The organism is Nonomuraea sp. NPDC003707, assembly GCF_053587055.1.
The window spans coordinates 19,276-44,009 of sequence record NZ_JBSFNK010000037.1; the positions used below are offsets into that span (position 1 = coordinate 19,276).

22 protein-coding genes and 1 riboswitch are annotated in these 24,734 nt (G+C 70.5%); of the genes, 10 read left to right on the forward strand and 12 right to left on the reverse strand.

All coding sequences use genetic code 11. The annotated features are described in order from the left end of the window. Genes ACWDRB_RS54060 through ACWDRB_RS54070 form a run of 3 tightly spaced genes read left to right on the forward strand, consistent with a single transcriptional unit; the run spans position 1 to position 3,751 of the window. Positions 1–522 (forward strand): PadR family transcriptional regulator, encoded by a 522-nt coding sequence (locus ACWDRB_RS54060; RefSeq protein WP_355208797.1) that lies wholly within the window; start codon positions 1–3, stop codon positions 520–522. After that, positions 519–1,199: an ABC transporter ATP-binding protein gene (locus ACWDRB_RS54065; RefSeq protein WP_449908345.1), complete on the forward strand. Its 681-nt coding sequence runs from the start codon at positions 519–521 to the stop codon at positions 1,197–1,199. Before ACWDRB_RS54060 ends, ACWDRB_RS54065 begins: the two co-directional genes overlap by 4 nt. Then, positions 1,196–3,751, forward strand: a complete 2,556-nt coding sequence (locus ACWDRB_RS54070) for an FtsX-like permease family protein (RefSeq protein WP_449908347.1) — start codon at positions 1,196–1,198, stop codon at positions 3,749–3,751. The genes ACWDRB_RS54065 and ACWDRB_RS54070 overlap by 4 nt, the downstream gene beginning before the upstream one ends. Here the strand turns inward: ACWDRB_RS54070 and ACWDRB_RS54075 are convergent. Both ACWDRB_RS54075 and ACWDRB_RS54080 read right to left on the reverse strand, forming a co-directional pair. Further along, positions 3,711–5,072: an MFS transporter gene (locus tag ACWDRB_RS54075; protein WP_449908348.1), complete on the reverse strand. Its 1,362-nt coding sequence runs from the start codon at positions 5,070–5,072 to the stop codon at positions 3,711–3,713. The two genes, ACWDRB_RS54070 and ACWDRB_RS54075, sit on opposite strands and share 41 nt — an antisense overlap. A 97-nt stretch (positions 5,073–5,169) precedes the next feature. Then, a complete protein-coding gene (locus ACWDRB_RS54080) occupies positions 5,170–5,931 on the reverse strand; it encodes a hypothetical protein (protein ID WP_357743582.1) in 762 nt (253 codons plus the stop codon). 333 nt (positions 5,932–6,264) lie between these two features. Here ACWDRB_RS54080 and serA point away from each other — a divergent pair, with 333 nt between their 5' ends. Beyond that, positions 6,265–7,854 carry a phosphoglycerate dehydrogenase gene (gene serA / locus ACWDRB_RS54085; RefSeq protein WP_449908350.1) on the forward strand — a complete coding sequence of 530 codons (1,590 nt, stop codon included), beginning with the start codon at positions 6,265–6,267 and terminating at the stop codon, positions 7,852–7,854. Positions 7,855–8,205: 351 nt separating this feature from the next. Here serA and ACWDRB_RS54090 read toward each other — a convergent pair whose 3' ends face one another. From ACWDRB_RS54090 to ACWDRB_RS54110, 5 genes are read right to left on the reverse strand one after another with little or no spacing between them, the layout of a single operon-like run. Continuing rightward, complete coding sequence (locus ACWDRB_RS54090; protein WP_449908352.1) at positions 8,206–9,021, reverse strand: class I SAM-dependent methyltransferase; 816 nt, start codon at positions 9,019–9,021, stop codon at positions 8,206–8,208. A 4-nt stretch (positions 9,022–9,025) separates the two neighbouring features. Beyond that, entirely contained in the window at positions 9,026–9,877 is an 852-nt protein-coding gene (locus tag ACWDRB_RS54095) for an ROK family protein (protein WP_363976114.1), read from the reverse strand. Continuing rightward, complete coding sequence (locus tag ACWDRB_RS54100; protein WP_449908354.1) at positions 9,874–11,058, reverse strand: sugar ABC transporter permease; 1,185 nt, start codon at positions 11,056–11,058, stop codon at positions 9,874–9,876. The genes ACWDRB_RS54095 and ACWDRB_RS54100 overlap by 4 nt, the downstream gene beginning before the upstream one ends. Then, positions 11,055–11,774, reverse strand: a complete 720-nt coding sequence (locus ACWDRB_RS54105) for an ATP-binding cassette domain-containing protein (RefSeq protein ID WP_350729654.1) — start codon at positions 11,772–11,774, stop codon at positions 11,055–11,057. The genes ACWDRB_RS54100 and ACWDRB_RS54105 overlap by 4 nt, the downstream gene beginning before the upstream one ends. Next, a complete protein-coding gene (locus ACWDRB_RS54110; RefSeq protein WP_449908357.1) occupies positions 11,775–12,878 on the reverse strand; it encodes a sugar ABC transporter substrate-binding protein in 1,104 nt (367 codons plus the stop codon). Positions 12,879–12,978: 100 nt separating this feature from the next. Here ACWDRB_RS54110 and ACWDRB_RS54115 point away from each other — a divergent pair, with 100 nt between their 5' ends. Continuing rightward, complete coding sequence (locus ACWDRB_RS54115; protein WP_449908359.1) at positions 12,979–14,145, forward strand: ROK family protein; 1,167 nt, start codon at positions 12,979–12,981, stop codon at positions 14,143–14,145. Between the two features lie 32 nt (positions 14,146–14,177). Here ACWDRB_RS54115 and ACWDRB_RS54120 read toward each other — a convergent pair whose 3' ends face one another. Next, entirely contained in the window at positions 14,178–14,708 is a 531-nt protein-coding gene (locus tag ACWDRB_RS54120) for a C40 family peptidase (RefSeq protein WP_449908361.1), read from the reverse strand. 48 nt (positions 14,709–14,756) lie between these two features. Continuing rightward, positions 14,757–14,900: riboswitch (cyclic di-AMP (ydaO/yuaA leader) on the reverse strand. Positions 14,901–15,001: 101 nt separating this feature from the next. On the opposite strand from ACWDRB_RS54120, the gene ACWDRB_RS54125 reads away from it, so the two are divergent. Then, the gene (locus tag ACWDRB_RS54125) at positions 15,002–16,048 is read left to right on the forward strand and encodes a 3-isopropylmalate dehydrogenase (protein WP_350729660.1); all 1,047 of its coding nucleotides are present in this window, start codon (positions 15,002–15,004) and stop codon (positions 16,046–16,048) included. Between the two features lie 216 nt (positions 16,049–16,264). Next, entirely contained in the window at positions 16,265–17,362 is a 1,098-nt protein-coding gene (locus ACWDRB_RS54130) for a branched-chain amino acid aminotransferase (RefSeq protein ID WP_449908364.1), read from the forward strand. A gap of 38 nt (positions 17,363–17,400) precedes the next feature. Here the strand turns inward: ACWDRB_RS54130 and ACWDRB_RS54135 are convergent, their stop codons facing one another. Beyond that, positions 17,401–18,045: an O-methyltransferase gene (locus tag ACWDRB_RS54135; protein WP_350729663.1), complete on the reverse strand. Its 645-nt coding sequence runs from the start codon at positions 18,043–18,045 to the stop codon at positions 17,401–17,403. A gap of 59 nt (positions 18,046–18,104) precedes the next feature. Here ACWDRB_RS54135 and ACWDRB_RS54140 point away from each other — a divergent pair, with 59 nt between their 5' ends. Then, positions 18,105–18,749 (forward strand): DsbA family protein, encoded by a 645-nt coding sequence (locus ACWDRB_RS54140; RefSeq protein WP_449908366.1) that lies wholly within the window; start codon positions 18,105–18,107, stop codon positions 18,747–18,749. Positions 18,750–18,941: 192 nt separating this feature from the next. Continuing rightward, positions 18,942–20,519 (forward strand): citramalate synthase, encoded by a 1,578-nt coding sequence (cimA, locus tag ACWDRB_RS54145; RefSeq protein WP_350729667.1) that lies wholly within the window; start codon positions 18,942–18,944, stop codon positions 20,517–20,519. Between the two features lie 313 nt (positions 20,520–20,832). On the opposite strand, the gene ACWDRB_RS54150 is transcribed toward cimA, so the two are convergent. Together ACWDRB_RS54150 and ACWDRB_RS54155 are read right to left on the reverse strand one after the other, a co-directional pair. Further along, positions 20,833–21,783 carry a GNAT family N-acetyltransferase gene (locus ACWDRB_RS54150; protein ID WP_449908368.1) on the reverse strand — a complete coding sequence of 317 codons (951 nt, stop codon included), beginning with the start codon at positions 21,781–21,783 and terminating at the stop codon, positions 20,833–20,835. Between the two features lie 263 nt (positions 21,784–22,046). Beyond that, entirely contained in the window at positions 22,047–22,829 is a 783-nt protein-coding gene (locus ACWDRB_RS54155; protein ID WP_449908370.1) for a helix-turn-helix domain-containing protein, read from the reverse strand. Positions 22,830–22,925: 96 nt separating this feature from the next. On the opposite strand from ACWDRB_RS54155, the gene ACWDRB_RS54160 reads away from it, so the two are divergent. After that, positions 22,926–23,750 carry an SDR family oxidoreductase gene (locus ACWDRB_RS54160; protein WP_449908371.1) on the forward strand — a complete coding sequence of 275 codons (825 nt, stop codon included), beginning with the start codon at positions 22,926–22,928 and terminating at the stop codon, positions 23,748–23,750. A gap of 68 nt (positions 23,751–23,818) precedes the next feature. On the opposite strand, the gene ACWDRB_RS54165 is transcribed toward ACWDRB_RS54160, so the two are convergent. Beyond that, on the reverse strand, positions 23,819–24,682 hold the full coding sequence (locus tag ACWDRB_RS54165; RefSeq protein ID WP_449908373.1) for a helix-turn-helix domain-containing protein: 864 nt from the start codon (positions 24,680–24,682) through the stop codon (positions 23,819–23,821). Positions 24,683–24,734 lie beyond the last annotated feature (52 nt).

The window sequence follows — 24,734 nt, forward strand, 5'->3', positions numbered from 1 at the left end:
ATGTCGATAAGACACGGACTGCTCGCGTTGCTGAGCAGCGGACCGCGTTACGGCTATCAGCTCAGGGTTGAGTTCGAGACGTCCACAGGGGCGACCTGGCCGCTGAACATCGGCCAGGTCTATACGACGCTCTCCCGGCTTGAGCGCGATGGCCTGGTGGCCCCAGGGGGAGCCGACGAGCAGGGCCGCGCGGTCTACACGATCACCGAGGCCGGTCGGGAGGAGCTGGAGCGATGGTTCAGCACCCCCGTCGCCCAGTCCGACCGGCCTCGGGACGAGCTGGCCATCAAGATCGCGATGGCCGTGGCCGGTGGCCTGGACGTGGCCGAGGTCATCCAGACCCAGCGCGTGGCCACCATGCGCGGGCTGCAGGAGCTGACCCGGGCCAAACGGGCCGCGGCAGGTGGGTTCGCACAGCGGCTGGTCCTCGACTCGCTGATTTTCAAGGCCGAGGCGGAGCAGCGCTGGCTGGACCACTGCGAGGCCGTTTCCAAGCAGATGTCCAAGGAGCAAGAGCGATGACTGTGGTGAGTTTGCGGGACGTGACCCGCGAGCACGGCCAGGTGCAGGCCCTGAAGGGCGTGAGCCTGGAGGTGGCGGCGGGGGAGCTGGTCGCGGTCATGGGCCCGTCGGGCTCGGGCAAGTCGACCTTGCTCAACGTGGCGGGCGGTCTCGACCAGCCCACCTCGGGGACCGTGACCATCGAGGGCGAGGACCTGACCAGGGTGAAGGACCTGGCCGCGCTCAGGCGCACCAGCGTCGGGTACGTCTTCCAGGACCTGAACCTGATCCCGTCCCTGACGGCCGCCGAGAACGTGATGCTGCCGAGGGAGCTCGACGGCGTGCGCTCCGGGACCGCCCGCGAGGAGGCGCTGGCCGTGCTCGCCGAGGTGGGGGCCGGGGAGGTCGCCGGCCGTTTCCCCGAGGAGCTGTCCGGCGGGCAGCGCCAGCGCGTGGCCATCGCCAGGGCGCTGGTCGGCGAGCGGCGGCTGCTGCTGGCCGACGAGCCGACCGGCGCGCTCGACACCGCCACCGGGGACGAGATCCTGCAGCTGCTGCGCACCCGTTGCGACGCCGGCGCGGCGGTCCTGCTGGTCACCCACGAACCGCGGTACGCGGGCTGGGCCGACCGGGTGGTCTACCTGCGTGACGGCGTGATCGTGGAGTCGAGCGCCGTGCGGCTGGAGAGCGCCCGATGAGCGCGTTCCGCGCCGCGCTGCGCATCTCCCGCAGGGACGCCCTGCGTTTCAAGGGCCGGACCGCGCTGATCATGGTGATGATCGGCCTGCCCGTCCTGGTCATCACGGCGGTGCTCACCGCCGACGCCACCACGAGCATCACCGCCCGCGACAAGCTGGACTCGGCGTTGGGGGCGGCCGACGCCCGCATCGCCACGACCCCGTTCCGCACCCCGGTCGAGCAGAGCGCGGACGGGGAGATCACCAATATGCGCCCATCGGAGCGTCCCGAGCAGCCGTGGACGCCCGCCGAGATCGGCACCCTGCTCCAGGGCCGCCTGCTCCGTTACCAGGCGAACGTCGTCCAGGCCCGCCTGGCGGACGGCTACAGCCGGGTCGACGTGTTCGAGGCCGACCTGCGCGACCCCTTGACCAGGGGGATGCGACGCCTGGTCGAGGGCAGGTTCGCCGCCGCACCCGGTGAGGTCGCCGTGTCCCCCGCGCTGATCGACAGCGGCGTCCGGATCGGCGACACGATCAAGACGTGGCGGCCGGACCGCACCGTGCGGGTGGTCGGGGTCGCCGAGCACCCGAACCGGCCCGGCCTGCGCGAGATGCTCGCCCTGCCGGAGGGGCTGCTCCCGCACCAGAACGACGGCAACGACAGCGGCTGGCTCATCGACACCGCCGCCCCCGTCCAGCGGCCGGACGTGCAGAGGCTCAACAAGGTGGGCCTGGGCGTCAAGTCCCGGTTCCTGATCGAGCGCTCCGGCGCCGGCGACTCCGGGCCCCAGGACCTGCACGGGCTGGTCGAGCTGGGTGTCGGCGTCGTGCTCATCGTGACCGAGACCGTCCTGCTCGCGGGCCCAGCCTTCGCCGTCGGGCTGCGCCGCAGGCGCAGGGAGCTCGCCGTGATCGCCGCGCAGGGCGGCTCCGGGCGGCACCTCAAGACCATCGTGCTGGCCGACGGCCTGGTGCTCGGCGGCGTGGCGGCCGTGCTGGGCGCCGCCCTGGGCATCGGCGCCGGGCTGGTGGGGGAGTGGCTCGCGGCCCGCCGGCTGGACTGGACGCACGGTCCGGCGGACGTGCCCTGGGCGCAGGTGCTCGGCGTGGCCGCGCTGGGCGTGGTGAGCGCGCTGACCGCGGCGATCGTGCCCGCGATCCAGGCGAGCCGGCAGAGCCCCGTGCACGTGCTGGCCGGGCGTGCCGCCGTGGACACGTCCGGCCGCGCGGGTCGTCCCGTGCTCGGGGCCGTGCTGGTGCTGCTCGGGCTGGCCGCGACGGGGGTCGCCCTGCACCGGGGCCTGCTGTCGGTCGTGCTGGCCTCGATGCCGGTGGTGTTCGGGCTGGTCGCGCTGATGCCGTGGCTGGTCCAGGCCACGGGGCGGCTCGCCGGGCGGCTGCCGCTCCCGCTGCGCCTGTCCGTGCGCGACGCCTCCCGCCACCGCGTCCGTACGGCCTCCGCCACCGCCGCGGTCATGGCGGCCACGATGGGAGCCGTCACGCTGGGCATCGGCGTCAACAGCGACTATGTCGACCAGGAGGCGAGACGCAACTCGATCGTCCCCGCGGACACCACGGTGATCCGTGCCTGGAAGGCGGACGATCAGGGGTGGGCGCGGGTGCGGGAGCTCGTGCAGCAGAAGCTGCCGGGGGTGAGCCTGGCCAACGGGCTGAACGTGATGGACGCGCGGGGCGAGCCCCTCAGCCTGAGCGTCGCCCTGCCGGAGGACTGTACGTCCCCGTGCGACCCCCGCGACCATGACTACGGCTCCGCGGAGGTGGCCGACGAGGAGGTGCTCGCCTTCCTCCAGAAGCGCAGGGATCCGCAGGCGGCGGCGGCACTGGCGGCGGGCAAGGCCGTGGCGTTCAGCCCGGGCGCCGTGCGCGACGGCGTGATCAGGATCGGGGTCGGGGACTGGGACGGGAAGCCGGTCACGACCCTCCGGGTTCCCGCCGTGGCGGCGGCGCCGGCCGATGTCGGTCAGACAGGCGTGCTGATCTCGCCGTCCGTGCTGACCCAGGCGGGGTTCAAGGTGTCGCAGCGGACCTTCTACGCGGCGTACACAGACATCGACGATCAGCGGCTGACCACGGAGATCAGGGTCCTTGTCGGAGATCAGGCCTACGCCCTCGCGGAGCGGGGCAACGCCGAGAGCCGCTTCTTCACCCTGATGATCCTGCTCGTGGCCGCGCTGGTCCTGGTGCTCGGCGGCACGTTCGCGGCCACCGGGCTGGCCGCCGCCGACATGCGCCCGGACCTCGACACCCTGTCCGCGGTCGGCGGGACGGCGCGGGTGCGCAGGCTCGTGGTGGCGGCCCAGGCCGCCTACATCTCCGGCCTCGGCGCCCTGGTGGGCCTGGCGGCGGGCACCGTCAGCGGCATCGCGCTGACCTGGCCGCTGACCCGGAGGGCTTACGGGACCATGGACCTGTTCAACCCGGGAGCCACGACGATCGCCCTCCCCTGGCTCTTCCTGGCCGGGGTCGTGGTGGGGCTGCCCCTGCTGGCGGCGCTGACGGCGGGGTCGTTCACGCGGACGCGTCTGGTGCCGGCGCGCCGGGTGGCGTGAGGCGGTACTTCAGCGTCATCAGCACCGACAGGAAGATGATCAGTGCCGGGACCGCGGTCTGCCCGATCAGGACCGCGGTCACCGCGCTGTCCGGCTGCTCGACCGGCCTGCTCGGCTCGGACTCGATGAAGCCGCCGATCGACAGGATCACCCCGAAGATCAGCGCGCCGAACGCGCTGACGCCGCTCTCGATGGCCGTCCACAGCCCGGTCAGCACGCCCGCCCGCCGCTTGCCGGTCTCGGCGGCGTCCGCCGCGATCACGTCCGCCAGCATCGAGAACTGCAGCAACTGCACCCCCGCGTAACCGACGCCGACCACCAGGATCGTCACGTGCGCCCACACGATGCCGAGGACCGGCGTGGCCAGGGCGGCCGTCGTGCCGCCGGCGTACAGGAGCGCCGCCAGGATCATCGCGCCCCGCTTGTCGAAGCGCTTGGCCAGGCGTACCCACAGCGGCATCGTCAGCAGGATCGGGCCGACCAGCGCGGCGAAGAGCGTCTGCGTGGCCTTCGGCGAGCCGAGCGTGTACGCGGCGAAGTACGGCGCGGCGGCCAGCATCATGCTCACGGCGAGCATCTGCGTGCAGGCCAGCATGGTCAGCCACAGGAACGGCCGGTTGCCCTTGATCGCGGCGAACTGCTCGCGCCACCCTCCCCGGTCCGCCTCCGGCGCGCCGGTCATGGGCGCGCGGGCCGTGCCGAAGAAGGAGCCCAGCATGGCGAGGAGCAGGATGACCGCGATCACCGTGGCCATCAGCCGGTAGCTGTCCAGCGTGCCGTGCTCGCCCTGGCTCGTGACGATGGCCGGGGCGAGCACGCCGCTGACCGCGGTGGCCGCGCCGATGAAGATCATGCGCCACTGCAGCAGCGAGGTGCGCTCGTGGTAGTCGTGGGTCATCTCGCCGGGCATCGCCTTGTACGGCACCTCGAACAGCGCGTACGCCGTCGCCGTCACGAGGAAGCACATCCCCACGTAGAGCGCGGCGGGCACGCCCGTCAGCGGCGGCCCCGCGAACACCAGGAAGAACGCGATCGGCAGCGTGCAGGCGCCCGCCAGCAGCCAGGGCCGCCGGGGGCCCAGCCGCGACCGGGTCCGGTCCGACCAGCGGCCGATCAGCGGGTTGACGATCAGGTCCCAGACCTTGGGCGCGGTCACCACGACCCCGGCCAGCCAGGCGGGCACGGCCAGGAAATTGGTCATGTAGTACAGCAGGAGCAGGCCGGGCACGGTGCTGACCGTGGCCGTGCAGAAGGACCCGACGCCGTAGCCCAGGCGCACGCCCCTGGAGACCGTGGACGAGCGCACCGCCGGTGTGATCATTTACTCATTGAACCCGAGCGAGGGCTTGTTCGGGAGGGCCCACTTTTTCCCATGCCGCGGGGCCCGGTCACCCGGGCCCCGCGCCACATGGCTCGCGTCAGTCGATGACGTTCGCGCACACCACGTGCGCGCCGATCTCGATCATCCGTTGCTCGCTGCGCGCGTCCGCCACCCTCGCCATGAGGATCGGCGCACCGGAGGCCGCGAACTGCGGCAGCCGGGCGCGTACCAGGCGGTGCAGGTCGCGTACGACGTCCTCGGCGGCCGACATGTGCACCTTCACGTGCAGCATGATCCCCGGAGCCCCGGACGCCGTGCGCGCCTCGGAGATCCAGACGTGGTGCACCAGCGGGAAGTCCATGAGCAGCAGCCCGATGGCCTGCCGCAGCGCGGGCAGGATCGGATGCGCGCACCGCCGGTAGCCGGGGTCCACCTGCTGCATGGGCCCCGACAGGTGCGGCCGGGGCGCGGGCACCCACGGCAGCGTCGGCGCCTGCGGAGTCGGAGGTGCCACCTGGGCCAGCGCGGCGCCGCGTGACACGGTCGCCATCGCCCCCGTCGCGTACGCGGCAGGCACCGCCCCCGAGAGGACGGGCATCGGCCCCGAACGCGACGAGGACATGAAGCGCTGGAGGTCGTCGATGGGCACGGCCGCGGCGGCTGGTCCGGCCGCGTCGATGACGATCTCCCGCACGCCGGTGACGCGCTGGATGTCCAGGATGGTGTCGGCGTCGCACGCCGATAGGGAATGACTGCCGCGGTGCCTGGCATAGGTGACAGAGCCGGTGTAACCGAGCAACACCCGGTCTCCGGCCTGGGTCGTCCCGAGGACGACCGAGCGGTCTGACCGCACTGCCACCAGGACTCCACCGTCGGCGAGAGCGCTCAGCAGGCGATGTGGAGTGCCATGCTGAGCGAGCGCGTCGGCAAGCGCAGGATTCCCGATGCTCATAAGACGAACCCTAGGTACTCGGCCACGGCTTATCAGGCTAATGGCGAATAAATCTCCCGATCAAGACAAAGATGTGAGCGGAGTGGATGAGTTTCTTCCTCCGGGGGTAGAGCGGAGCTGTCTCACATCGTGGGTGCCTCGTGAACGCGTTCACAAGCGCCGGATAGAATCTGTGGGACCGTCGGGGGATCCGTGGACGTGTCCCCCGAATGCCCGCCGTGCCGTTAAGGATCCACACCAGTGAACAAGCCCGTCGTTCTGGTCGCAGAGGAGCTGTCCGAGGCTGGCCTCGCCGTACTCGGCGCTGATTTCGAGGTCCGCCACACCGACGGCGCCGACCGTTCCCAGCTGCTGCCCGCCCTCGCCGGGGTGGACGCCCTGATCGTGCGCTCCGCCACGCAGGTCGACGCCGAGGCCATCGCCGCGGCGCCGAAGCTGCGCGTGGTCGCCCGCGCCGGCGTCGGCCTCGACAACGTCGACGTCGAAGCCGCCACCAAGGCCGGTGTCATGGTCGTCAACGCGCCGACCTCCAACATCACCAGCGCCGCCGAGCAGACCCTCGCGCTCATCCTGGCCAGCGCGCGCAACACGGCCCAGGCCCACGCCGCGCTGAAGAACGGGGAGTGGAAGCGCTCCAAGTACACCGGTGTCGAGCTCGACGAGAAGGTCGTCGGCATCCTCGGTCTGGGCAAGATCGGTCAGCTCGTGGCCCAGCGGCTGCAGCCGTTCGGCGTCGAGCTGATCGCCTACGACCCCTACCTGCCGCCGGCCCGCGCCGCGCAGATGGGCGTCAAGCTCCTCAGCCTCGAAGAGGTGCTCAAGCAGGCCGACTTCATCACCGTCCACCTGCCCAAGTCCAAGGAGACCCTCGGTCTCATCGGCGACAGGGAGCTGCACCAGGTCAAGCCGTCGGTGCGCATCATCAACGTCGCCCGCGGCGGCATCGTGGACGAGGGCGCCCTCTACTCGGCGATCAAGGAGGGGCGCGTCGCGGGAGCGGGTCTCGACGTGTTCTCCAAGGAGCCGTGCACCGACAGCCCGCTGTTCGAGCTCGACCAGGTCGTCGCCACGCCGCACCTGGGCGCCTCCACGCACGAGGCCCAGGAGAAGGCCGGCACCCAGGTCGCGCGGAGCGTGAAGCTGGCGCTCGCGGGCGAGTTCGTGCCGGACGCGGTCAACGTCCAGGGCGGCGTGGTGGCCGAGGACGTCAAGCCAGGCCTGCCGCTGGCCGAGAAGCTCGGCCGCGTCTTCACCGCGCTGGCCGGTGAGGTGGCCACCAAGCTCGACGTCGAGGTGCGCGGCGAGATCGCCTCCGAGGACGTGCGGGTGATCGAGCTGGCCGCCCTCAAGGGCGTGTTCACCGACGTGATCGAGGAGCAGGTCACGTACGTCAACGCGCCGCTGCTGGCCAAGGACCGCGGTCTCAACGTGGAGCTGGTGACCAGCTCGGAGAGCCCCGACTGGCGCAACGTGGTGACCGTGCGCGGCGTGCTCGCCGACGGCCGCCAGGTCTCGGTGTCCGGCACGCTCTCCGGCCCGCGCCAGATCACGAAGATCGTCGAGGTCAACGGCTACGAGATGGAGATCGAGCCGACGGCCCACCTGGCGTTCTTCACCTACACCGACCGTCCCGGCATCGTCGGCGTGGTCGGCCGTCTCCTCGGCGAGCACAGCGTCAACATCGCCTCGATGCAGGTGGCCCGCTCCACCAAGGGCGGCAACGCGCTCATCGCGCTGACCGTCGACTCGGCGATCCCGGCCGACGTGCTCGACCAGATCGGGAACGAGATCGGCGCCGAGAGCGGCCGCTCCGTGGACCTGGAGGGCTGAGCCTCCTTCCGGCTCTGAAGGCCGCCACCCGGATCCGGGTGGCGGCCTTTCTTGTCTCAGTATGCAAGATACTAGGACATCCAATGAGATTGCTGGGGTACTGTTGCTGGTAATGCGCCAGGTGCTCGTACTTATTACCTGCCGCGGCGGGGCCTGTTAGGGCAGGTCGACGACTCGCCGCGGAGCGTCGTGGTGTCGGCCAATAAGTCCCATTCGTCCGCCGAACGGCTCGCGAAATGAGATGAGTCACATGTACGAGATGTATGCCTGGAACCGTGCCGAAGAGCATGAGGACGAGGCCGCGCAGGCCCTGCAGACCGCCCTGGACCGCAGGGACAACGGCGGCGCCCCTCAGAACCCGAGCCGGTAGAACACCGCCGCCCGCTTCACCCCCGGCAGCAGCCCGGCGATCCGGGCCGCGACGCGGTGCGGCGTCGGCAGGCGGTCGAACCCCTCGATGTCGAACGCGCTCACCGCGCTCAGGCAACGCAACCTCGGATGGATCGCCAGCAGCTCGCCCGGCCCGTCGATGCCCCAGACCAGGTGGGCGTCCGCCTTGCGCACCGGCCTGTTGAACTTCTGCGTCTTGAGCCCGAGCGGGCTCACCGCGTCGAAGACGAACTGGCCGCCGGGGAAGCGGTCGACGATCGCCCTGATGAGGGCCCGGCCCTCGCCGGGGTCGAGATAGTAGAGCAGGCCCTCGGCCACGACCAGCACAGCGGCGTGGCCCGGGACCTGCTCCAGCCACCTCAGCTCGGTGACCGACGAGCCGATCAGGCGGTAGCCGGGCCGCTCGGGGAACAGGCGCCGCCGCAGCTCGATCACGTCGGGGTAGTCCACGTCGTACCAGCGGACGCTGGGCGGCGGGTCCAGCCGGTGGACGCGGGTGTCGAGGCCGCAGCCCAGGTGGAGCACGGTGGCCTCGGGATGGGTGGCCAGGAACCCGGCCGCCCACCGGTCGATGAACCGCGCCCTGATCGCGACCGAGACGGCCAGGCCGGCGTTCATCCCGGTCTCGGTGAAGTCGTGGTCGATGCGTTCGACCGCCTCGGCGGCCAGGTCGTCGCCGAGGATCGGATCCGGGGACCGCGCGTCCAGCGCCCGCCCGTACAGGGTGGCGAGCAGGGTGGCCTTCTCCCCGGTGAGATGCACCTGCTCCAGTGCCATTCCCCTACGCTACCGCCGCGCGGGCCAGCGCCAGCGCGCCCAGCAGGGGCGCGTCGTCCGCGAAGCGGGCCGGGCGCACCTCCGGCGGGAACGGCACCGCCCGGCCGACCTCGGCCGCCAGTCTCGGCAGGATCAGCTCCGCCGCGCCCATCATGCCGCCGCCGACCACCAGGCGCTCGGGATCGAGGACCACGCACAGGTTCGCCACGCTCATGGCCAGCGTCCGCAGCGCCTCGTCCACCAGCTCCCGCGCGTGACCTCCGCCCAGGAGCTCGGCCGCCGTGACGGGGCGGCCCAGGAGGGCGGTGCCGCGGGCGGCCAGCGCGCCGCCCGCGACGCGCTCCTCCAGGGGCACCCGGCCGTCGGCGAAGGCGGGCTCGCCCGGCGTCACCTGGAGGTAGCCGATCTCGCCCGCCGCGCCGTGGGCGCCCGGCACCACCCGGCCGTCCACCACCAGGGCCGCCGCCAGGCCGGTGCCCAGGTTCAGGTAGACGCCCGTGGAGACCCCGCGCAGAGCGCCCCAGCGCAGCTCCGCGGCGGCCGCCGCGTTCACGTCGTTGTCGATGGACACCGGAGTGGCGCCGTACGCCTCCTGGAGCAGCCTCGGCAGTTCGAGGCCCTCCCAGCCGGGGACGTTCGGGGCGAGCCGTACCACGCCATCGCGGATCACCCCGCACGTCGAGAAGCCCACCGCGGCGGGCGCGCCGTCCAGGGCCCGGGCCGCCGCGAGCGCCCGCGCGAGCGTGTCAGGCCCGGTGTCCAGGCGGACGTGGGCGGACAGCGCGGGGCCGTCGGCCGTGGACACCCCGATGGCCACCTTCGTCCCGCCCACGTCGATGCCCAGGACCCGGGTCACCGGGCGGCGCCCCTGCGGGCGAGCGAGTCGATGGCCACGGCCAGCGCCAGCACCGCGGCGGTCACCATGAACCGCACCGAGGAGTCCACGCTGAGCAGGTACATGCCGTTGGAGATGGCCTGGATGACCAGGACGCCGAGCAGCGCGTCGTAGGCCCGGCCGCGCCCGCCGAACAGCGAGGTGCCGCCGATGACCGCGGTGGCGATCGCCATGAGGAGGATGTCGCTGCCGCCCGAGCCCTGGTTGACGGCCGACAGGCGGCTGGCGGCGAGGATGCCCCCGGCCGCAGCCAGCGTGGAGGCCAGCATGAACGCGAGGATCCTGATCCTGGTGACGTTGATGCCGGCGCGCCTGGCGGCCTCGGCGTTGCCGCCGACGGCGTACAGGTGCCGCCCGAACGTGGTGTGCCTCAGCATGAGGTCGAGCAGCACCACCAGCGCCCCGAAGATGATCAGCAGAAGCGGCACGCCGCGGTCCGCCGACATGACGATCACCGCCGCGGCGAGCAGCACCGCCAGCCCGCCCGCCTTGGCCGGCGACCACCACAGCGGCGTCACCGGCAGCCCGGCCGCCAGCCGCAGCCTCCTGACCGCGAGCGACGCGCCCGCCGACACGGCCACCAGGGCCGCCGCGACCGTCCACGCGAGCCAGCCCGGCAGCCAGGTGTCGCTCAGCTTGGAGATGAAGCCGGTGAACGGCAGGTTGATCGTCCCGCCCTGCCGCAGCAGGTAGAGCAGCAGGCCGAGCCAGCCCATCAGCCCGGCCAGCGTCACGACGAACGACGGCATCCGCAGCTTGGTCAGCATCAGGCCGTGCAGGAACCCGATCGCCGCGCCGACGGCGAGCGCCAGGAGGATGGCGAGCAGCGGGTTCCAGCCCTGCTTGACGTGGACGATCGTCATGATCGTGGCGCACAGGCCGCTGACCGAGCCCGCCGACAGGTCGATCTCGCCGAGCAGCAGCACCATGATGATGCCGAGCGCGATCGTGCCGGTGGCGGCCATCTGGAGCACGAGGTTGGTGAGGTTCTCGGGGGACAGGAAGCGGTCGTTGAGCGTGCTGAACACGATCGCGATCGCGATCAGCCCGCCGACCACCGGCCATGCGCCGACGTCCCCCTGGCGCAGCCGCTCGACGGCGACCTTCGGCGTGTACGGGCTGCGTACCAGCGTGTCGGTCATGTCCCCGCCCCCGTGATCGCGGCCACGATCTCCTCCTGGGAGGCGGTGGCCGTGGTGAACTCACCGGCGTTGCGGCCCAGCCGCAGCACCACCACGCGGTCGCTCACCGCGCGTACGTCGGCGAGGTTGTGCGAGATGACCAGCACCGCGAGCCCGCGCTCGCGCAGCCGCCCGATCAGCGCCAGCACCTGCGCCGTCTGCTCGACCCCCAGGGCCGCCGTGGGCTCGTCGAGGATGACCAGCCGCGGCTCGCCGATGAGCGCCCTGGCGATGGCCACCGACTGCCGCTGGCCGCCCGACAGCATGGCGACCGGCACCCTGATGTCCCTGATGCGCACGTCGAGCTGGCCGAGGAGGTCGCGGGTCGCGCGTTCCATGGCGATGTGGCGCAGCAGCGAGCCGCGGCGGCGCTCGGTGCCCAGGAAGAGGTTGGCCACGACGTCGAGGTTCTCGCAGAGCGCGAGGTCCTGGTAGACGGTCGAGACGCCGAGGGCCTGCGCGTCGTGCGGGTTGGCGATCCTGACCGGCGAGCCGTCCACGGTGATCGTGCCGGCGTCCGGCGTCACGACCCCCGAGATGGCCTTGACCAGCGTGGACTTGCCCGCGCCGTTGTCGCCCATGAGGGCCACGACCTCGCCGGGGCGCAGGTCCAGGCGGGCCCCGTCGAGCGCCTGGACCGCCCCGTACCGTTTGGAGATGTCTGTCGCCGAGAGCATCTACTCGATGCCCTGCTTCTCGCAGGCGGCCTTGACCTCGCCCGTGCAGAGCTGGGCGGCGGTGTAGAAGCCGTCCTTCACGATCGTGTCCTTGACCTTGTCGGCCGTGACGGGGATGGGGTCGAGGAGGAACGCCGGGATGTCGGCCGCGCCGTTGTTGACCTTGGCGGGCGCGGTGGGCTGCTCGCCCTTGGCGACGGCGACGGCGAGCTCGGCGGACTTCTCCGCCTCCGCCCTGATGTCCAGATATATGGTCATGTACTGCTCGCCGGTGAGGATGCGCTGGACGGCGGCCAGCTCGGCGTCCTGGCCGGTGATCGGCGGGAGCTGCTTGTAGCCCGCGCGTTTCATGGCCGCGATCGCGCCGCCCGCCATGCCGTCGTTCGCGGACAGCACACCGGTGATGGTGTCCTTGCCCAGCGCGGTGATGGCCTGCTCCATCTCCTGCTGCGCCTTGTCGGGGCTCCAGTCCGGCGTGTCGAACTCCCTGCCGACCTTCACCTTCCCGTCCAGCACGCTCTTGGCGCCCTTCTTGTAGTCGGCCGAGCTGGGGTCGGTGGGGGAGCCGTGGATCATCACGATCTGGCCCTTCGCCGCCGTGCCCCTGGCGGTCATGGCGTCGAGCAGGGCCTGGCCCTGCATCTCGCCCACCCGTACGTTGTTGAACGAGACGTAGTACGCGTAGTCGATGCCCGAGATCAGCCGGTCGTAGGCGATGACCGGGACCTTCTTCTGCTTGGCCTGGTTCACCAGGGGAGCCACGGCGTTGGCGTCCACGGCGTCGAGCACGAGCACGTCGGCCTGCTGGGTGAGCGCGGCCTCGACCTGTTGCTGCTGCTTGGGGGCGTCCTGCTCGGCGTTGCTGTAGAGAATCTTGCAGTCGGGGCAGAGCGACTTGACCTTCGCCTCGAACAGCGGGCGGTCGAACGCCTCGTATCGGGTGGTCTTGGACTCGGGCAGGAACAGCGCGATCGTCTTGCCGCCCTGGTTCTGCGTGGTCGTGGCGGTGGCGCCGGTGCCGTTTCCGGTACTGTTCCCGGCGTTTCCGCAGGCGGCGGCCAGGAGGACCGCCGCGACAGGGATTGATCGCCATGCTCGGTGCATCGCACTTCGTCCTTCCGGATGTGCCGCCCCTGTGCTTGGTAAGAAAGGTAATTTACTATCAGGCAAGTTGGCTAGGCTCTGTTTCCTCAAGGAGGGTGAGATGCGGGGCGACCTGGGTAATCCGCGGATGCTGCGAGTGCTGAACGAGCGCCGCCTGCTCGACCATCTTCAGGAGCACGGCCCCGCCTCGCGCACCGACCTCGCCAAGATCACCGGCCTGTCGAAGCCCACGGTGTCCGCGGCCCTGGCCGGGCTGGAGGTGGACGGGCTCGTTCACCTCGTCGGCGAGGTCTCCGGCCGCCCGGGGCCGGTCACGTCCCTGTACGACGTCAACGCCGCCGCCACCCACGTCGCCGGCGTCGACATCGGGCGTGACTGGATCAGGGTCGCCGTCGCCGACCTGCGCGGGAAATTCGCCGGCCGGAGGGACGGGCGCAACACCGCCCTCACCTCCGCCGAACTGGCCCTCCTGGTCGGACAGCTGTGCCGGGCCGCCGCCCATGAGGCCGCCGTCGACTGGCCCGACATCGCCTGCGCCGTCGTCGGCACGCCCGGCGTGTACGACCCGGAGCTCGGCCGCCTGGAGTTCGCCCCCAACCTGCCCGGATCCGACCTGGCCGAGCGCCTGCGCGCCGAGATGGAGGTCGACCTCGTCATCGAGAACGACATCAACCTGGCCGCCGTCGGCGAGCACACGCACGGGGCGGGGCGCGGCAAGTCCAACTTTGCGCTGGTGTCCGTCGGCACCGGCGTCGGGATGGGCATCGTGATCAACGGTGAGCTGTACGTGGGCGCTCGGGGAGCGGCGGGGGAGGTCTCGTACCTGCCCGCGACCGAGGACCCGGCGCCGCCGGCCGGTGACGCCCTGGCCCACGGCGCCACGGAGGCGGTCGCCGCCGCGCCCGGAGTGGTCCGCGCGGCCCGCGCCGCCGGCCTGAGCCTGCGGACGGCCAAGAAGGTCTTCGCCGCGGCGGCCTCCGGCGACGGAGTGGCCCGCTCGGTGGTGGAGGCCGAGGGGCGCCGCATCGGCGGCCTGCTGGTGGCGGTGGCCGCCGTGCTGGATCCGGAGGTGATCGTGCTCAGCGGCGGCGTGGGCCGCAACCTGGACCTCCTGGGGGAGTCCATCGAGGCCCGCATCGCCGAGCTCGGCCCGCTGCGGCCGTCGGTGGTGGCCAGCACGCTGGGGGACAGCGGCGTCCTGCTGGGCGCGGTGGCCCGCGCCAGGACCCGCGCCTGGGAGCTCATCTTCGACGCCCGCCTCCCCTGACCGTCGCGTGGGGAGGCGGACGCCGCGGCCTCCTACAGGGTGGCCGTGAGGGTGGTGGGCGTTTCGTCGCGCTGCTTCTGGAGCTTGGACCAGAGCCGTACGCCCTTGCGGTCGGGGCGGACGCCACCCACGAAGGAGTCTCTGCGCCAGGAGGTCAGGCGCTCTTCCTTGACCACGTCACCCGTGTGCGGCGAGTGGACCATGTAGCCGGGCCGGGAGATCATCCCGACATGCCCGAGGCCGTGGAAGAAGACCAGATCGCCGGGTTTGAGGTCCTTCCAGGCGATCTTCTTGGTGAACGCGCCGTACTGTTCGGCGGCGGTGCGGGGGAGTTCGATTCCGGCGTGCTCGTACGCCCTGAGCATGAGCCCGGAGCAGTCGTATCCGCTCGGGCTGGCGCCGCCCCACACGTACGGGGTGCCGCGCTTGCTCATGGCGAACTTGATGGCGACCTTCCAGGCGGGCTTCGGAGCCTGTTTCGCCTGGATTTCCTTGATCTGGCCGCCGGTCAGGGTGGTGAGGTCGTCGATCTTGGCCGAGGCATGGGCTGGGGAGGCCAGCATGAGCCCGGCGGCGCCCGCCGCCAGGACAATGGCGATTCGAGACAGGGGTCTGTCCTTCCATAAGGCCGGCCGGGTTAGCTGACGGGCTCGGGCCTGGAAGTAGCCCTACGGCATGGGGGTGCCGACTCGCCCCAGGGGGAATGTGGGTCCCCGGCTCCACGCAACGGCGCGCGGATTAGGCTGGTCGGTGACTTTAACGAAACGGTCAAAGAACCGCAATACCGGACAAAGGGGGCGTCCGAAAGATGAGATGAAGTGTTCGTCAGCCGAGACGACGCGGTAAGGTACCGCCCATGGAGTCGCGTAACATCCGTCTGGCCGTCATCCCCGGCGATGGGATCGGCACCGAGGTCGTGGCCGAAGGGCTCAAGGTCCTGGAGGCAGTGGGCACGAAGATCGAGCCCACTCACTACGACCTGGGAGCCGCACGCTATCACCGTACCGGCGAGACGCTGCCCGACGCCGTGCTCGAAGAGCTGCGCGGCTACGACGCGATCCTGCTCGGCGCCGTGGGCGACCCCAGCGTGCCGCCGGGCATCCTCGAGCGCGATCTGCTGCTGCGGCTCCGCTTCGAGTTCGACCACTACGTCAACCTGCGCCCGGTCAAGCTGTTCCCCGGCGTGGAGACCCCGCTGGCCGACACGCCGCCGGAGAACATCGACATGATCGTCGTCCGCGAGGGCACCGAGGGCCTCTACGCGGGCACCGGTGGCGCCATGCGGCGCGGCACCCCGCACGAGATCGCCACCCAGGAGTCGCTCAACACCGCCTACGGTGTCGAGCGCGTGGTGCGCTACGCGTTCGAGAAGGCTGTCACGCGGCCGCGCAAGAAGCTGACGCTCGTCCACAAGACCAACGTCCTCACCTTCGCCGGTGACCTGTGGCAGCGCACGGTCAACCGCCTGGCGGCGGAATACCCCGACGTCACGACCGACTACTGCCACATCGACGCGGCCTCGATGTTCTTCGTGAGCCAGCCGGAGCGGTTCGACGTGGTCGTCACCGACAACCTGTTCGGCGACATCATCACCGACCTGGGCGCCGCCATCGCGGGCGGCATCGGCCTGGCCGCCAGCGGCAACATCAACCCCGAGCGGTCCGCGCCGAGCATGTTCGAGCCGGTGCACGGCAGCGCCCCGGACATCGCGGGCCAGGGCAAGGCCGACCCCACCGCGACCATCCTGTCCGTCGCCATGCTCCTCGACCACCTCGGCCTGCACGCCGAGGCGGCCAAGGTCGAGCAGGCGGTCGCCGATGACATCCTCGAGCGGCTGGCCGGCTGGGCGGGTCGCACCACCCACGAGATCGGTGACGACATCACCGCGCGAGTATCCGGCTAGGACCGCCTAGCCCCCAACGCGCCTGGTGGTCCGACGAGGGCCGCCAGGCGCTTTTTTGCGTCCAAAAGGGCTGATCGCCGCATTGGCCGCTTGCCATCCCATATAGCGAGACAATAGGAAGTACCGGGACTGCCTTCCGGGCAGCGCCCGCTTACCAGCACCGATCCGCAGATTTCTGTAGATTTGGGCAGATTCGCAGAGAGAAGGACCGACGTCATGACCATCGCTCAGAAGCTCAGCTTCGACGTGCAGCTATCCGACCACGCTCGCACCGCGGCCGAGCGGGAGCAGGTACTGGCGAACCCCGGCTTCGGGCAGACCTTCACGGATCACATGGTCTCGATCGACTACACCGAGGGGCAGGGCTGGCACGACGCCAAGCTCCTTCCGTACGGCCCGCTCTCGCTCGACCCGGCCACCTCGGTCTTCCACTACGCGCAGGAGCTGTTCGAGGGGCTCAAGGCCTACCGCCAGGCCAACGGCTCGATCGTCGCGTTCCGCCCGTACGCGAACGCCGCCCGCTTCAACCGCTCCGCGCTCCGGATGGCCATGCCGGAGCTGCCGGAGGAGGCTTTCGTGGAGTCGCTCGAGCTCCTCGTCCAGACCGACAAGGAATGGGTGCCCACGACCGAGGGTCACAGCCTCTACCTGCGCCCCTTCATGATCGCCACCCAGGCGGGGCTCGGTGTCAACTACCCGTCGAAGTCGTACAAGTACATGGTCATCGCCTCCCCGGCGGCCTCGTACTTCACGGGTGGGCTCAAGCCCGTCTCCGTCTGGCTGTCCACCGAGTACACGCGGGCCGCCCCCGGCGGCACGGGCTTCGCGAAGTGCGGCGGCAACTACGCGGCCGCGTTCGTCGCGCAGCGGCAGGCCGTGGAGAACGGCTGCGACCAGGTGGTGTGGCTGGACGCCCACGAGCACAAGTACGTCGAGGAGATGGGCGGGATGAACCTGTTCTTCGTCTTCGGCGACAAGCTCGTCACCCCCGCGCTGACCGGCACCCTGCTGCCCGGCATCACCAGGGAGTCGATCCTGGAGCTGGCCGGCGACCTGGGCCTGGAGACCGAGGAGCGCCTCATCTCGATCGACGAGTGGCAGGCCGGATGCGAGTCCGGGGAGCTCACCGAGGTGTTCGCGTGCGGCACGGCGGCCGTGGTCACGCCGGTGGGCACGGTGAAGGGCGCCGACCGCTCCTGGAGCGTCGCCGACGGCAACCCCGGCCCGGTGACGATGCGGGTGCGTGAGGAGCTGGTGGGCATCCAGTACGGCGCCCGCCCCGACGCCCACAACTGGATCCACAAGATCGTCTAGTGGGGACGGCCGGGTCCGCGAGGGCCCGGCCGCCGCGCCTAGTTCTTCCTGATCAGGGTCATCCCGTCCGCGACCGGCAGCATGAGGACCGTCACCCGCGGATCTTCCATCACCAGGTCGTTGAACTGCCGGATCTCCACGGTGGTCTGCTCCTCGTGCGCCGGGTCCGCCACGTGGCCCCGGCGCAGCGTGTTGTCCGCAACGATCAGGCCGCCGGGCCGCAGGCGCTCCATGAGCAGCTCGTAGTAGCCGGGGTAGTTGCCCTTGTCGGCGTCGAGGAAGGCCAGGTCGACGGTCTGGTCGAAGGCGGCGAGCGTCTCCAGCGCGGGGCCGAGCGTGAGCGTCACGCGGTCCTCCACCCCGGCCTCGCGCCAGTAGCGGCGGGCGACGGAGGTCCACTCGTCGCTCAGGTCGAAGCAGTGCAGCCGCCCGCCGGACAGGCCCCTGGCGATGCACACGGACGAGTAGCCGGTGAACGTCCCCACCTCGACGACGACCTGGGGCGCCACGAGCTGGGTGATCATGGTCAGGAAGGTGCCCTGATCGGGCGAGATCTGCATGCCGGCGGCGTCCCCGGTGGCGCTGAGCGTCTCCTTCGCCAGCTCGTCCAGCAGGGCGTCGGGCGGGGTCGTGTGCGCGAGGACGTACTGTGCTACGGCGGGATCTAGGAGGTATGCCTTCATATATCCATTCTCCCGGCATCGGGTAAGGTCTGCGCGATCAATGAGGTGAGAGTGGGCTGATGATGAAGCGGTTGCTGGCGGTGGCGCTCGCGTGCGTGGCCATCGCCATACTCGGGGTGGTGTCGTTCTCGGAGCCGGGCCGATCGTCCGACGGGGTGCGGCTGACCCGGCAGATGGACGGATCGATGGTCCTGGCCGACCGGGGCGGGGACGCCCCTGTGCTGGACGTGTACGAGGACTTCGACTGCCCGGTCTGCAAGGACATGCACGCCAAGGTAGACGGCACCATCAGGAAACTCGCCATGGAAGGCAAGGTCAAGGTCGTCTTCCACCCGGTGACGATCTTCGAGGAGGAGCCCATGCGCTCCAACTCCATCCGCGCCGCCGCTGCCGCCCGCTGCGTCCCCGAGGAGAACTGGCTCAGCTTCAGGGACGAGCTGTACGCCATGCAGCCCGCGCCGCACGGCGAGGCGTCCGGATTCGCCGTCGAGGACCTGGTCAAGGCCGCCAGGCAGGCGGGGGCGTCGGTGGACGAGTGCGTCAGGTCGCAGTCGTACGCGCAGGCCCATCTGGCGGAGACCGCGAAGGTCCGCCTCCAGGGCACGCCCACGGTGCTGCTCGACGGGAAGCTGCTGGGCAACGAGGCGTTCGACCCGGCCGCGCTCGAGCGCGTCATCACAGGTGGTGACGGCGTCACCGTGTAAAGGCTTGTCCCAGAAGCTGAGATCGATGTGCCAGATGCTGAATGCGTATGGCAGACTGGGCGGCACCATGTTCTACGGTCTGCTCATTATCAGCAGGCGCGCTGGCTGACAAGGGACACCGCCAGCGCGCAGACCTCTCACGTCCGTGAGGGGTCTTTTTGCTTTCCAGAGGCTTCCAGAGAAGAGAGACTCATGGCCGACGACCGCTTCCACGTATACGACACGACGCTGCGTGACGGCGCCCAGCAGGAGGGGCTCAGCCTCACCGTCGCCGACAAGCTCGCCGTCGCGCGCCACCTGGACAGCCTGGGCGTCGGTTTCATCGAAGGGGGCTGGCCGGGCGCCAACCCCAAGGACACAGAGTTCTTCAGGCGTGCTCAAACAGAGCTGGACCTGAAGCACGCGCAGCTCGCCGCGTTCGGTGCGACCCGCCGAGCCGGTGTGAAGGCAGCCGACGACCCGTTGGTGGCCGCATTGCGCGAATCCGGCGCGCCGGTCGTGACCCTTGTCGCCAAGAGCCACGACCGGCACGTGGAGCTGGCCCTCCGCACGACTCTCCAGGAGAACCTCGCGATGATCCGCGACACGGTCTCTCACCTTCGTGCGGAGGGACAGCGAGTCTTCCTCGACGCCGAGCACTTCTTCGACGGTTACAAGTCCAACCCAGCCTACGCGCTCGAAGTCCTCAGGACCGCAGCCGAAGCCGGGGCCGACGTCATCGCCCTGTGCGACACGAACGGCGGCATGCTCCCCGACGAGCTCGCCGAGATCGTCCACGAGGCCGTCCTGACCAGCGCCCGCGTCGGCATCCACTGCCACGACGACACCGGCTGCGCCGTCGCCAACACCCTGGCCGCCGTCAAGGCCGGGGCCACGCACGTACAGGGCTGCGCGAACGGCTACGGCGAGCGCTCCGGCAACGCCAACCTCTTCACGGTCGTGGCGAATCTCCAGCTCAAGCGCGGCTTCGACCTCGTCCCCACGACCGCCCTCGCCGAAATGACCCGCATCGCCCACGCGATCACCGAGGTCACCAACGTCACCCCCAACTCCCACGCCCCGTACGTCGGCACCTCCGCCTTCGCCCACAAGGCCGGCCTGCACGCCAGCGCCATCAAGGTCGACCCCAACCTCTACCAGCACATCGACCCCGCCGCCGTCGGCAACGACATGCGCATGCTCGTCTCCGACATGGCCGGCCGCGCCTCGGTCGAGCTCAAGGGCCGCGAACTCGGCTACGACCTCACCCCGGAACACACCAAGACCCTGGTCGAACGCGTCAAGGACCTTGAGTCGCGCGGATTCACCTTCGAGGCCGCGGACGCGTCGTTCGAGCTGCTGCTGCGCGACACCGTGGAGGGCAAGCGCAAGCGCCACTTCGAGGTCGAGTCGTGGCGCGTGATCGTGGAGCGTACGAAGGGCGGCGAACTGGTCAGCGAGGCCACCGTCAAGCTCCACGCCAAGGGCGAGCGCATCGTCGCCACGGGCGAGGGCAACGGCCCCGTCAACGCCCTGGACAAGGCCGTGCGGCTGGGGCTGGAGCAGCTGTACCCCGAGCTGGCGAAGCTGGAGCTGGTGGACTACAAGGTCCGCATACTCGAGGGCACCCACGGCACGGACGCCATCACCCGCGTCCTCATCACCTCCAGCGACGACACGTCCGAGTGGGCCACGGTCGGGGTGGCGGAGAACATCATCGACGCGTCGTGGCAGGCCCTGGAGCAGGCAGTCACCTACGGCCTCCTCCGCGCCGGCCACAAGACCGCCTGAGCGGGAACAGCACGGTCCTCCGCGATAGGGGCGCTACGGCCAGCGCCTCCCAGGAGGGCTCCCGCCCCCCTTCGACCCCCGAAACCCCCACTCGCTTCGCTCGCTGGCCCGCCGGTTGCCCGGTTATGCGATGAACCTGCTGGAACCCTCGCCCGCACAGTGAGACGGGAGGAGCAGGGATTGACTCTCAACACGGGACGGCTGTCGGCAGACGGGGCCGGCTGGCAATAGGGCGCCAGGGCCGAAGGGCTTTCGCCGGATGCGGCCGAGCCGGGCGGGAAGGTCGTTTGTGGCCTCCCGCCCGATGCCCGGATCAGTCCCACGTCATGTTGATCGTCCGTTCGAAGTTGACGTATCCGGCGCGTTGGAAGGCGCTCGCCATGGGAACGTTACCGAGATCCGTGGCCGCCCGGATACGCGGGACGTCCTGCGCGCTGAGGATACGGGTGCCTTCGGCAAGGATGTCGTCGATGTAGCCGTTGCCTCGGTGCGCGGGCAGCACGGCGAGGTAGCCGATGATGGGGTTGTAGTCGTTGCGGGCCGGGGTGACGAACCCCACCGGCTCGCCGTCCGGCAGCGTCGCGACCCGCCACCAGTCTCGCGGGCTCCGGTAATGCGCAAGCTCGTCCTCATAGTGTCTGACCGCCGCCTCGCGGGGGGACATCCGAGTCAGATCGTCGCGGCTGTGCGCGTCCAGCGTGCCATCCAGGACCAAGGTCATCAGGGCGAGGATGTCTTCGGTGTCCCGGACCGGCCGGAACGCCAGGCGTCCACCGGGATCGGAGATCGGCGTCCCGGGGCGCCACTCCAGGCGCAGCCGTTCGACGAGTAGGCGGGCACCGGTCCGTTCCAGGGCGGCCATGCGGTCCTCGACGACGCGCCTGGTCGCTCCGGCCTCGCGCCAGTCAGGCGGGATCATGCGGCTGTACCCGGGGGGACGGGTGCCTGCCGGGACAACCTCGGCCATGGCGGTCTGCAGCAGGCGTACGCCGATCTCTATGCGCTCGTGATCCGCGCTGCTGTCGTCGATGTCGAAAATGTCCAAGAGGAACGGTGTGTCGTCGCCGTTCCGGCCCCACCAGGCGGCTCTGGCCACCAGGTGGTCGCCGCGAAGGGCCGCCCACATCCACTGCGGACGGCGGCGACCGGCGGCGAGGTCGTCCGCCAGTTCCTCGTTGAGGACGTAGGGAAGCCGGGAGAAGAGGTTGAGTTCTTCGTGCCCGGTGATCGGGCGGATGGTCAGGTCGTTCTGTTTCACGGTCAAGGCACTCTCCGGTGAAGGCGCCTGTCCGCTCCGGGGTCAGACGTGGTCCGCGCCCCGGGAGGACACAAGCGCAGTGATCATGGGGATCATGGGCTTATCCCTCCTCTCGATGTCGTGGCTCCTCGGTCCTGCCGACAGGAGTCCGGCAGCAAGATCTATCTGATCGCCGCCCCTCGCGCAAACCTTTTGTGATCAGCGCACCCGGAGACCGATGCCGTTGAGGCTCCTTGTCCGGGCAACTGGCGACAGTGGAGAGCTGTTGATCACGAGGTGGCCAGGCGACGCAGGTAGGCGGTGGTCGTGGGGTCGGCGGGGAAGAGGGTTTCGATGGCGATCTCTTCGAGGGTGATGTCGAAGGCCGCCCCGAACGTCGTGATCGTGCTGAAGAAGCTCAATTCGACCCCGTCGTGCCGGAGCCGGATGGGCATGGCGATGTCGGCGGCCCCGGCGGTGGGCGGGTCGTCCTCGCTGCCGTAGGACCGGAGTTCCTCGTACAGCGCACTCAGTTCGGGGTCTCCCGTGCGGGCGGCTTGGCGGGCGAGCCGGGGCAGCAGGTACGCCCGTACCTGCCCCAGATTCTGCAGCCGGGTCGCGAACCCGCGCGGGTCCAGGCCCAGCCGCATCATGTTGACGGGCGATTTCAGGAGCTCCGGGTCGACGCCGTCCAGGAAGATCTCCATGGCCGGGTTGCTGAGCAGCACGTTCCAGTGGTGGTCCACGGCGACGGCGGGGAACGGCTCGTGCCCGCGCAGCACGCCCTGGATGGCCTCGTACGCCTGCGCCAGCTCCGGGTCCTCCAGCGGGCGCCGCTCGTAGGCGGGGGCGTACCCGGCGGCGACCAGGAGCCGGTTGCGTTCGCGTAGGGGGACGTCCAGGTGCTGGGCCAGGTGCAGGAGCATCCGGCGGCTGGGGACCGTACGGCCTGTCTCGACGAAGCTGATGTGCCGGCTGGACACGTCCGCCTGTACGGCCAGGTCGAGCTGGCTCAGCCGGCGGCGCCGGCGCCACTCCCGCAGCAGTTCGCCGACCGTGCGATCGCGATGCATGCTTCAGTTCTACCGGGCCGCCGTGGTGAGCCGGGCGGGACGTACTACTACCGGCGTAACGTCGTGGCGTAGCACGGTCCGCTACGGTCGCAGCTCATGAGAATCCTCATCGTGGGCGGCAGCGGCTTTCTCGGCGCCGAACTCGTGCGGCAGTCCGCGACGGCCGCTGACGTCGTGGCCGCGACCTGTCTGACGCGGCCGGGAACGGCAGCGGGGGTCGACTGGCTGCCGCTCGATGTTCGCGACCGTACGGCCGTGGTCGACCTGATCGGCGCGTTCAGCCCTGACGTCGTCATCAACGCGGCCTACCGCCAGTCGGACTGGGTGACGACGGCCATGGGCGCCGCTCACGTGGCCGTCGCGGCCTCCGGGAACGGCGCACGTTTGGTGCACGTGTCCAGCGACGCCGTCTTTTCGGGCAGGGCGATCACCTATGCCGAGGACTGCGTGCCCGACCCGGTCAGTCCGTACGGAGCGGCGAAGGCGGCCGCGGAGGTGGCCGTGCAGGCGATCGATCCTGCGGCGGTGGTCGTACGGACGTCGCTGATCATCGGTGACGGCGGCTCTCCACACGAGGACTTCGTGCACGCGCTGGCCGCAGGCGGCACGCAGGGAGTGTTGTTCACCGACGACGTGCGCTGTCCGGTGCATGTCGGTGATCTGGCGGCAGCCCTCCTGGAGCTCGCGAACTCCGATCGCGCCGGGATCCATCACGTGGCCGGGGCGGATGCGGTGAGCCGATATGAGTTGGGCTGCCTCGTAGCCCGGCGCGATGGACTGGATCCGGCTCGGTTGCCGTCCGGTCGGCGTGCCGACACCGACCTGCCTGGGCCGCTCGATGTGCGGTTGGACTGCGCCGTGACCCAGCGACAGCTGCGGACCAGGCTGCGCGGTGCGCGGGAGTTCGTGACCGCCCGGTAGCGGTGGGCCGCCTCACATCTGGCCGGCGACCGTCTCACGTGCGGTCGGTGACCGAAGCGGTGGCCGTCTCACGTGCGGCCGACCGGCGAACCGGCGGGTGTCACCTGGCTGGGCCACGCGATGTCGTCGACCACCAGAAACGGCTCGCCGGCCACGGTCGCGGGCGTCACCCCGGTGAACGCCACGACGTCCCGATGCAGGTGGGACTGGTCGGCATAGCCGGCGTCGGCCGCGACTCGGGCCGGGCCCTCACCCGCGACCAGGCGGTGGGCGGCATGATCGAAGCGGACCAGCTTCACCGCGCGTTTGGGCGGCAGGCCGATCTGCGAGCGAAACCGGGACCACAGGCGCTTACGGCTCCATCCGACCTCGGCCGCCAGCCCGTCGACCCGGACCAGGCCGCGGCCGGCGACGATCCGCTGCCAGGCCCAGGCCACCTCCGGGTCCACCGGCGGCCTCGCCTCATGCCGGCGGGCGAGCAGCGCGTCCGTCAACGCGAAGCGTTCCTGCCACGACGAGACCTCGCTCAGCCGTTCGCGGATGCGGGACGCCTCCCGGCCCCACAGGTCGTCGAGGGCCACCACGGTGCCGTCGAGGTCGGCGGGGGAGACGTCCAGAACCGCGCGTGCGATCGCCGGGGACAGGCGCACCTGCACGCACTCGACGTTCTCACCCCGTGCCCGGACCGCGCCTCCGGCCCCGAGCCCGGGCCCGGCGACGATGCTTCCCCGCTGCTGCCGCCCGGCGGCGTAGTCCATGACGGCCGAACCGGCGCCGAACTCCACCAGCAGCGTCACGGCCGGATGCGGGACCATCCGGAGCGTGTCCAGGTCACGGACCCGGAACCCGGCCATGGTGACACCGGCCACCCGGCTGGGCCGCCGCGGGCATGCCACGTCCCACACAGCCGCGCCGTGCACGAATGTCCGCACCGTTTCATGCTACGCGGGCCGATCGAGGGGAACATTTGTCCAATCCAGCCAC

Bases quoted from the DNA above. Each gene is read 5' to 3' on its own strand.
- ACWDRB_RS54105 (WP_350729654.1), bottom strand. From the start codon at position 11,774: ATGCTCTCGGCGACAGACATCTCCAAACGGTACGGGGCGGTCCAGGCG.
- ACWDRB_RS54160 (WP_449908371.1), top strand. From the start codon at position 22,926: ATGAGAATCCTCATCGTGGGCGGCAGCGGCTTTCTCGGCGCCGAACTC.
- ACWDRB_RS54075 (WP_449908348.1), bottom strand. From the start codon at position 5,072: ATGATCACACCGGCGGTGCGCTCGTCCACGGTCTCCAGGGGCGTGCGC.
- ACWDRB_RS54100 (WP_449908354.1), bottom strand. From the start codon at position 11,058: ATGACCGACACGCTGGTACGCAGCCCGTACACGCCGAAGGTCGCCGTC.
- ACWDRB_RS54115 (WP_449908359.1), top strand. From the start codon at position 12,979: ATGCGGGGCGACCTGGGTAATCCGCGGATGCTGCGAGTGCTGAACGAG.
- ACWDRB_RS54060 (WP_355208797.1), top strand. From the start codon at position 1: ATGTCGATAAGACACGGACTGCTCGCGTTGCTGAGCAGCGGACCGCGT.
- ACWDRB_RS54130 (WP_449908364.1), top strand. From the start codon at position 16,265: ATGACCATCGCTCAGAAGCTCAGCTTCGACGTGCAGCTATCCGACCAC.
- ACWDRB_RS54135 (WP_350729663.1), bottom strand. From the start codon at position 18,045: ATGAAGGCATACCTCCTAGATCCCGCCGTAGCACAGTACGTCCTCGCG.
- ACWDRB_RS54110 (WP_449908357.1), bottom strand. From the start codon at position 12,878: ATGCACCGAGCATGGCGATCAATCCCTGTCGCGGCGGTCCTCCTGGCC.
- ACWDRB_RS54125 (WP_350729660.1), top strand. From the start codon at position 15,002: ATGGAGTCGCGTAACATCCGTCTGGCCGTCATCCCCGGCGATGGGATC.
- ACWDRB_RS54090 (WP_449908352.1), bottom strand. From the start codon at position 9,021: ATGGCACTGGAGCAGGTGCATCTCACCGGGGAGAAGGCCACCCTGCTC.
- ACWDRB_RS54070 (WP_449908347.1), top strand. From the start codon at position 1,196: ATGAGCGCGTTCCGCGCCGCGCTGCGCATCTCCCGCAGGGACGCCCTG.
- ACWDRB_RS54155 (WP_449908370.1), bottom strand. From the start codon at position 22,829: ATGCATCGCGATCGCACGGTCGGCGAACTGCTGCGGGAGTGGCGCCGG.
- ACWDRB_RS54065 (WP_449908345.1), top strand. From the start codon at position 519: ATGACTGTGGTGAGTTTGCGGGACGTGACCCGCGAGCACGGCCAGGTG.
- ACWDRB_RS54140 (WP_449908366.1), top strand. From the start codon at position 18,105: ATGATGAAGCGGTTGCTGGCGGTGGCGCTCGCGTGCGTGGCCATCGCC.
- ACWDRB_RS54120 (WP_449908361.1), bottom strand. From the start codon at position 14,708: ATGCTGGCCTCCCCAGCCCATGCCTCGGCCAAGATCGACGACCTCACC.
- cimA (WP_350729667.1), top strand. From the start codon at position 18,942: ATGGCCGACGACCGCTTCCACGTATACGACACGACGCTGCGTGACGGC.